General features: G+C 45.2%; 7 protein-coding genes and 1 pseudogene. 7 read left to right on the top strand and 1 reads right to left on the bottom strand.

Annotated features, from left to right (window positions below; genetic code table 11):
• Positions 1 to 4 precede the first annotated feature (4 nt).
• From IM479_RS22590 to IM479_RS10120, 7 genes are all read left to right on the top strand, one after another.
• On the top strand, positions 5 to 76 hold the full coding sequence (locus IM479_RS22590) for a hypothetical protein (protein WP_286825964.1): 72 nt from the start codon (positions 5 to 7) through the stop codon (positions 74 to 76).
• Between the two features lie 334 nt (positions 77 to 410).
• Complete coding sequence (ilvD, locus tag IM479_RS10095) at positions 411 to 2,096, top strand: dihydroxy-acid dehydratase (protein ID WP_287686126.1); 1,686 nt, start codon at positions 411 to 413, stop codon at positions 2,094 to 2,096.
• A 114-nt stretch (positions 2,097 to 2,210) separates the two neighbouring features.
• Positions 2,211 to 3,071, top strand: a complete 861-nt coding sequence (locus IM479_RS10100; RefSeq protein ID WP_287686127.1) for a tetratricopeptide repeat protein — start codon at positions 2,211 to 2,213, stop codon at positions 3,069 to 3,071.
• Between the two features lie 244 nt (positions 3,072 to 3,315).
• A complete protein-coding gene (locus tag IM479_RS10105) occupies positions 3,316 to 3,750 on the top strand; it encodes a ferritin-like domain-containing protein (RefSeq protein ID WP_002731529.1) in 435 nt (144 codons plus the stop codon).
• A 34-nt stretch (positions 3,751 to 3,784) separates the two neighbouring features.
• Positions 3,785 to 4,705, top strand: coding sequence for an FTR1 family iron permease (locus tag IM479_RS10110; protein WP_287686123.1), 921 nt, complete (start codon positions 3,785 to 3,787; stop codon positions 4,703 to 4,705).
• 393 nt (positions 4,706 to 5,098) lie between these two features.
• Positions 5,099 to 6,712, top strand: coding sequence for an ABC transporter substrate-binding protein (locus tag IM479_RS10115; protein ID WP_287686124.1), 1,614 nt, complete (start codon positions 5,099 to 5,101; stop codon positions 6,710 to 6,712).
• A gap of 43 nt (positions 6,713 to 6,755) precedes the next feature.
• On the top strand, positions 6,756 to 7,226 hold the full coding sequence (locus IM479_RS10120) for a hypothetical protein (protein ID WP_287686125.1): 471 nt from the start codon (positions 6,756 to 6,758) through the stop codon (positions 7,224 to 7,226).
• 262 nt (positions 7,227 to 7,488) lie between these two features.
• On the opposite strand, the pseudogene IM479_RS10125 reads toward IM479_RS10120, so the two are convergent.
• Positions 7,489 to 7,776: pseudogene (locus tag IM479_RS10125) on the bottom strand (DNA cytosine methyltransferase); the annotation flags it as partial.
• Between the last annotated feature and the right edge of the window lie 130 nt (positions 7,777 to 7,906).

Consider the following 7,906-nt stretch of genomic DNA (forward strand, 5'->3'; position numbering starts at 1 on the left):
AGACTTGGGAGAAGCTCTCCTGGACTTTGAAAATGAGGCAGATTTGCTCCACTGGCTGTCCCAAAACCATGACTGAACCAAGTACATCTTTCGACAGTCCCTGGAAAGATATTGTCGAAACTTATCTACCCGAATTTTTCGGACTCTTCGTTACTCTTTATGATAAATTAACAGACAAAATGCCCAGACAACCTACTTTTCACCAAAAAATTCCGAAAGTTTCTAAAGCCATAGCCTCTTCGTTATTGCTGAATTGCTGAATACTCCCGCAGTTTTATATTTTCTTTAGAGATGGGCTGTCCTAAAACCTGCTCAGAGCGGCCAAAAGTCAGAAAATAGAAATAAAGGTGCGATTGGAGAACTTAAGCAGCGATCGCACCCGTCAGCCGCCATTGGAGAAAGATAAAGTTATGGCAGATAACTACAGAAGTCGCATTGTTACCCAAGGTACCCAACGCAGTCCCAATCGGGCCATGTTAAGAGCGGTAGGTTTTGGGGATGAGGACTTTAGCAAACCAATCATCGGCATCGCTAACGGATTTAGCACCATTACCCCCTGTAACATGGGAATTAATGATTTAGCAATGCGTGCCGAAGCAGGAACCAGATTAGCGGGGGGAATGCCGCAACTTTTCGGGACTATCACCATTAGTGACGGGATTTCCATGGGAACAGAAGGGATGAAATATTCTCTCGTTTCTAGGGAAGTAATCGCCGATTCCATTGAAACCGTCTGTAATGGTCAAAGTCTCGATGGAGTCCTCGCTATCGGGGGTTGTGACAAAAATATGCCGGGGGCAATGATTGCCATGGCCCGGATGAATATTCCCGCTATTTTCGTCTATGGTGGCACAATTAAACCGGGGCGCTACAAAGATTGCGATTTAACCGTGGTCAGTTCCTTTGAAGCCGTGGGACAGTACAGCGCCGGTAAAATCAGTGAAGAAGACCTCATCGGAATCGAACGCAACGCTTGCCCCGGTGCTGGTTCCTGTGGTGGAATGTTTACTGCTAATACCATGTCTTCGGTTTTTGAAGCCATGGGCATGAGTTTACCCTATTCCTCGACCATGGCCGCCGAAGATGCGGAAAAAGCCGATAGTACTGAAGAATCGGCCAAGGTTTTAGTCGAGGCGATTAGAAAACAGATTCTACCTAGCCAAATTTTGACCCGTAAAGCCTTTGAAAACGCTATTTCGGTAATTATGGCGGTGGGAGGTTCCACTAACGCTGTCCTGCACCTTTTAGCCATTTCCCGCACCATCGGGGTAGAATTATCGATCGATGATTTTGAAACTATCCGGCAGCGTGTACCGGTTATCTGCGATCTTAAACCCTCCGGGCGTTACGTTACCGTGGATCTACATAAAGCCGGCGGTATTCCCCAAGTGATGAAAATTCTGCTGGTTAATGGTTTACTGCACGGGGATGCTCTCATCATTAGCGGTCAGACTATCGCCGAGATTTTAGCCGATATTCCCGACCAACCGCCGTCAGGCCAAGATGTTATCCGTCCTTTTAGCAATCCTGTCTATAAAGAGGGTCATTTAGCCATTTTGAAGGGAAATCTGGCCACGGAGGGGTCTGTGGCCAAAATTAGCGGCGTGAAAACTCCGGTAATCACCGGACCCGCGCGGGTGTTTGAGTCGGAAGAAACCTGTTTAGAGGCAATTTTAGCCGGAAAAATTAAAGCCGGGGATGTGGTGGTTGTCCGTTACGAGGGACCAGTAGGCGGACCGGGTATGCGGGAAATGTTGGCCCCCACTTCGGCAATTATCGGCGCCGGTTTAGGGGATTCCGTGGGATTAATTACCGATGGTCGTTTTTCCGGGGGAACCTACGGTCTGGTGGTCGGTCACGTCGCTCCAGAAGCGGCAGTGGGTGGTACAATTGCTCTAGTCGAGGAAGGGGATCAAATTACTATTGATGCTCGTCAGCGTCTCTTGAGTTTAAATGTATCTGAGGAAGAATTAGTCCGTCGTCGTAACCATTGGCAACCGCACCCCCCACGCTATAAAACGGGAATTCTCGGCAAATTCGCTAAGTTAGTCTCCTCTAGCAGTCTCGGTGCTTTAACGGATCTGAATCTGTTCTAAAAGTGTCAAAGCAACTGGCGATCAATTGCGATCGCCGTTTCTCTCACTGCTCACTTAACACTCTCACTGATAACTGATAAGACTGACGGATGCAATTGTTAGAGATTGATGACTATGACCTATCTATTTACTGTCTATCGAGCGCTCGAATGCCGTCCAGATACCTATCGGGACTGGTATGACCAAGGCAATATTTTAAGAGAAAGAATGGACTATTTTGGAGCCTTAATCAGCTACGAAAAAGCCTTAGAATATTATCCAGATGATTATTGGGCATGGTACAAAAGGGGTATGATACTAGAAGACTTGGGAATGTATGAAGAAGCCGCTCAAAGTTATGCTAACGCCGCACAGGTAAAGGATGATAACTATTGGGCTTGGTACGATCAAGGTTGTGTTTATCTACAAGAATTAAAGGACTACGAAAAAGCGATCGCTTGTTTTCAACGAGCCTTAAGTCATAGTCCGGGGGACTATTGGGCAGCCTACCGGCAAGGGGAGGCCTATCGATTGCTGAAAAATTACGAACGCGCTATTACTTCCTATGATCTGGCCCTAGGGGCGCGATCCCGGGATTATTGGGCCTGGTATCGTCGCGGCGACGCTTTCCGGGATTGGGGCAATCCCCAAGAGGCTTTATTTAATTATCGTACCGCCCTCGATATCCGACCGCAAGATTACTGGTCCTGGTATCAACAGGGTGTGATCCTACAGGAATTACAGCGTTTAACAGAAGCGATCGCCTGTTATGAAGAATCGTTAAAAATCGATCGAGATGATCGCTATGCGTGGTATAATTCCGCCTGCTGTTATGCAGCCCTCGGTCAACAACAAAAAGCGATCGACTGTTTACGGGAAGCTCTAGACATAGAACCGGATATTTGCGGCGAATTAGCGCGTAATAACTTTGTTTTCGATGGTTTAAGGCAAAATGAAACCTTTAATGACCTCTTGAGTTGCTATTCCCCCAGCTAAAATCCTTTTGACTCGATCGCCTCGATTCAGTACCTAGGGTTTGCTGAAAAGGTTTTTTGTGGGGTGTGGGGTTTTAGGCATTTTCAGGGAAAAAGTGCCTAAAATTTCCCCCCGATTGCTCCAATATCTGGCACTTTTTTGACGGCAAAAAAGCCTAAAGATATTAGCCAACAAGGTTTTAAGATTTATTTAGCCAGTCTGGATTAGCTACAATTGCAATTAGAGACAAATTATTGAGAATCTTATGCGAGAACTAGACAGAGACAAAACCATCGAACAACTGAACGAAATCATGGAATTTGAACTAGCGGGAGTTGTCCGTTACACCCACTATTCCCTGATGGTGACAGGGCCCCATCGCATCCCCATCGTCCAATTTTTCCAGACTCAGGCCACGGAGTCCCTCACCCACGCGCAACAAGTTGGGGAAATTCTCACCGGTTTAGAAGGTCATCCTAGCTTAAAAATTGCCCCCATCGAGGAAAGCTATGAACATAATATCAAAGCAATCTTGAGTGAGAGCCTCAATCATGAGAAAAAATCCCTTGATTTGTACAAAGCACTCCTAGAAACCGTCGAAGATGCCAGTATTTACCTGGAAGAATTCGCTCGCGGTATGATCGGACAAGAAGAATTACACAATCTGGAAATTCGCAAGATGCTGCGGGATTTTGCTTAAGCTAGGATCAAAGTTAGAGTTTATCGACTAGCTTATGAATCTCAGTTCCGCTTTACCCACTTTTATTATCACTCTCCGGGAAGGTTTCGAGGCCGCTTTAGTGGTGGGAATTGTCCTCGCTTGTTTACAAAAATCGGGTCGATCGCAACTTAACTCATGGGTGTATCGTGGTATTGGTGCAGGAGTAGTCGCTAGTGTTTTGGTCGGTATTTTGCTAGGGGGAATCCTTTTTCAAGTGGATGCCTCTCCTAGTCCATTTGTACCAATGCTCAAGGAATTACTGGCCGCCACTTTTGGACTGATTGCCGTTTTGATGTTGAGTTGGATGTTAATTTGGATGACTCAACAGGCCAAATCTTTGAAATCTGAGGTAGAAAATGCGGTAAAAGCGGGTTTAAAATCGGAAAATGGGGCAGGAAAAGCGATTTTTCTGCTCGTTTTTATCGCTGTCTTGCGGGAGGGATTTGAAACAGTTCTCTTTATCCTAGCCCAATTCCAAAAAGATTGGCAGCTACAAACCTTCGGTGCGATAGCGGGGTTAAGTGTCGCGACTTTGTTGGGAATTCTCCTATTTGCAGGGGGAGTAAAAATTAATATCCGTCTCTTTTTCCAAATTATGGGGACTTTCCTACTCTTAATCGTTGCGGGATTACTCATCGGTGTTTTGAAACATATCGACGCTGGAATCAGTCTTTTAACTGAAATTGACCCTTTTTATCAAAGTTTCTGTCCTTCTCTCCCCTCCTCCTGTCTTCTAGGTTTTCAGGTTTGGGACGGTTCCCAAATTTTGAGCGATCGCACTTTCCCCGGACTCCTCCTCAAATCCCTGTTTGGTTATCGTCAAAACCTCTATATTAGTCAAATTGTTGCTTATATCCTCTTTTTACTGCTTATCGGTGGCCTCTATTTCCAAAGCTTACGACAACGTCCTCAAACAGTGATCAGTAAACAGTAATCAGTGATCAGTAAACAGTAATCAGTAAACAGTGAAAAGATGGCAAGAAACTGCTATTTAGGGTTTGCTGAATAAAGCTAAAAACCTTGTTGGGTAATACTTTTAGACCTTTTGGAACTTAAAAATTACTGGATATGGCAGTGATCGGGGGGAAATTTAGGCACTTTTTCCCTGAAAATTAGGTAATTGGCCACCTCAAAACTGGTAAAACCCCACACCCCACACCCCACACCCCACACCCTACCCCCAGGGAAAACTTTTTGCCGCAAACCCTATTTAATACTGCTCACTTAACACATACTGCACACTTAAAACTCAAATCTGATAACTGATAACTTACCCACTGATAACTTACCCACTGATAACTTACCCACTGATAACTGATAACTGATTATGACTACTTGGCAATGTGACGGTATCCCTAAAGATGGTAAACCTTATACGCAAGCGATTGCGGGAGGTCATGAACCCTGCGAAAATACTACTCCTGATTGTCCTATCTGTGGCCTGCCTAGGGAAGCGATGGATCCCGTAACAACGACGGTTAAAACCACGGTTGTGGTCTCCCCGGGTGCTACAACTAGAGTTGGCCAAAAATCTAACTGGTTACTTCCCTTCGCTTTGATAATTACCGCTTTAACCGCAGGTTTAGGGGGTTGGAGTCTATTGCAAATGCTGATTCCCAAACCCGGTACTCTCGAAGTCGTCCCAGAAAAAACCCCAAACAAGCAACCCAAGACAACTTTTGTGAGTAATACGGCTAAAAATCCCGATTTATTTAGCCAAGGCGAGAAAATACTGCTTAATTTCACTCCTAACAAAGAAAAAGGCGCAGCGGCCTTTAAAAAGGAAGATTGGGCAAATGCGATCGCAGCTTACCAACCAGCAGCCACTCCCCAAGCAAACGACCCGGAGGGCAAAATCTATTACAATAACGCCAAAGCTAGACAAAAAGGTAATCAAAATACTATAGCCGTCGTTGTCCCCATCGCTAACGACCCCAACAGTGCCAAGGAAATTCTCCGAGGTGTGGCCAGGTATCAAGAGGAGTTTAATAATTCTAATCCGGGTAATCCTTTGGAAATAGTCATCGCTAATGATGGCGGTGGGCTACAATCAAAAGCGATAGCCGATGATCTGATTCAATCCGGTCAGGTTTTGGCAGTTATGGGCCACGGAATCGATCCTTTTAGTCAAAAAGCGATTGAAAGTTACGAAAAAGAAGGATTAGCGATTCTTTCTCCCCTGACTACCAGTGTTAGTCAAACGGGAAAATCAACCCTGAAAACTATTCCCCTTGAGGATAAATCTCAGGAAGTTTTGGGTAGTTATCTGGAAGCGGTGGCCAAAACTTTGGCTAATTATGCTAGTAAGCAAGAGAATTCTCCGTCAGTGGTTCTTTTTTATAATTCCGATAGTCCCTATAGTCAAAAATTAAGGGATTCCTTTGCTAAAGCGATAAAAGAACCGGGAGGCAAGATAGTTAAGGAAATAGACACAACTAAAGCCAATTTTAACGCTAAAACCGCCATAGATCAGGCCAAAAAAGCCGGCGCTAGGGTGGTATTTTTGGCCCTGAGTAAAGATGGCGATCGCATAAATCAAGCCGGGGCTATTTCCCAAGAATCGTCAGGAATGCTCTTATTAGGCGGAAATGAACTTTATACACCCGATATACTTATTCAAGGAGCAGATAGCATCGACGGATTAGTTCTAGCAGTGCCTTGGAGTTTCCAAGCAACGGATCCTTTTGCCAAAGATGCGCTGAAAAGTTGGCGCGGTCGCGTCAGTTGGCGTACTGCTACCGCCTACGATACCATGAAAGTATTAGGAGAAGCGATCGCTAAAAGTTCTGACCGTGCTACTGTAGTCGAAACTTTAAATCGAGGAATCACCTTGCAGGGAAGCACCACGGATTTTAACATTTTTAATCAAGTTCCCCTGGTGCGCGCTAATCGCGGAAATGAGGGGCCAAAGGGTTCTCAATATCAGTTCGATCCTATCTAAAATAGACAATGTGATGTCGAGGAGTAGAATCAAGTCTAATTTTATGAAGAATATCTTACCCATCCTAGCTTTATTAATGTCCGTGTCGGGAATTGCCGTGTCTTTGGGACGGGAGGAAGTCCGATGTCATCTCGGTTTAGAATCGGCAGCCTGTCCCCAGGAAGAACGAAACATCAGTGAAGACACCCCCCCAGATACCCCCGCAACTACCCCCGCAACTACCCCCGCAACTACCCCAGAATCTCCCCGGATAGAAGAAACTCCCGCGGAAACAACCCGTAATAGCGAAGCTTCCCCCGAAGTTTCCCCGTCTCCTGAAAGCGAAACTCCAGTGGAATTCACTCCCATCCCGGAAAATAACCCCAGTCCAGAAGTAACCCCCGAAAATCCCCCCACCTCAGAAACCAAAGCGGTGGAAAAAACTCCAGATGCAGAAAAAAGTCCCGATGTCAATCCATCTAAAGAGGGAGAAACTGAAAGTATTCCCTTAGAAGTTATTCCCCCTGAACAGTAAAATCGGACAAAATCAATTTCTTGGTTAGGATAGGCACTCATGCAAGAGGTAGTTAGGGTTTGCTGAATAAATCTAAAAACCTTGTTGGGTAAAACTTTTAGACTTTTTCGAAATCAAAAAGTACCAGATATGGGAGTGATCAGGGGGAAAATTCAGGGACTTTTTCCCTAAAAATTAGGTAATTGACCCCCTCAAAATCGGTAAAACCCTACACCCCACACCCCACACCCTACCCCCACCAACAAACTTTTTGCCGCAAACCCTAATTAACTTCTAACCCCGGAATGCTTAACTGTTCAGTTTTTGGCTGTGTTTCCCCCAGATAATCCCCTTGCAACATATTAATTAAACAGCCACCAAGATGATAGGCCATATTAACAGGAACCGCATTACCAATCTGTCGATATTGAGAGGTTAAATTACCGGTAAATTGCCAATCATCGGGGAAGGACTGCACTCGTGCATATTCTCTCACAGTCAAAGGACGAGTTTCTTGGGGATGGCATCTTTCTGTTTGGGTTTGTGCCGGACTACAGGTAATAGTTAGGGTTTGCTGAATAAAGCTAAAAACCTTACAGGAAAAGGCTTTTAGCTAGATTGAGAGTCGCTCAGGTGCCCCTGAATCTGCTAAAATTACTCAAAACCCTTGCATCTTCTCTCCTTAGTACCAATGTATCGCA

Source organism: Microcystis sp. M165S2 (assembly GCF_020245885.1).
Classification (GTDB): domain Bacteria; phylum Cyanobacteriota; class Cyanobacteriia; order Cyanobacteriales; family Microcystaceae; genus Microcystis.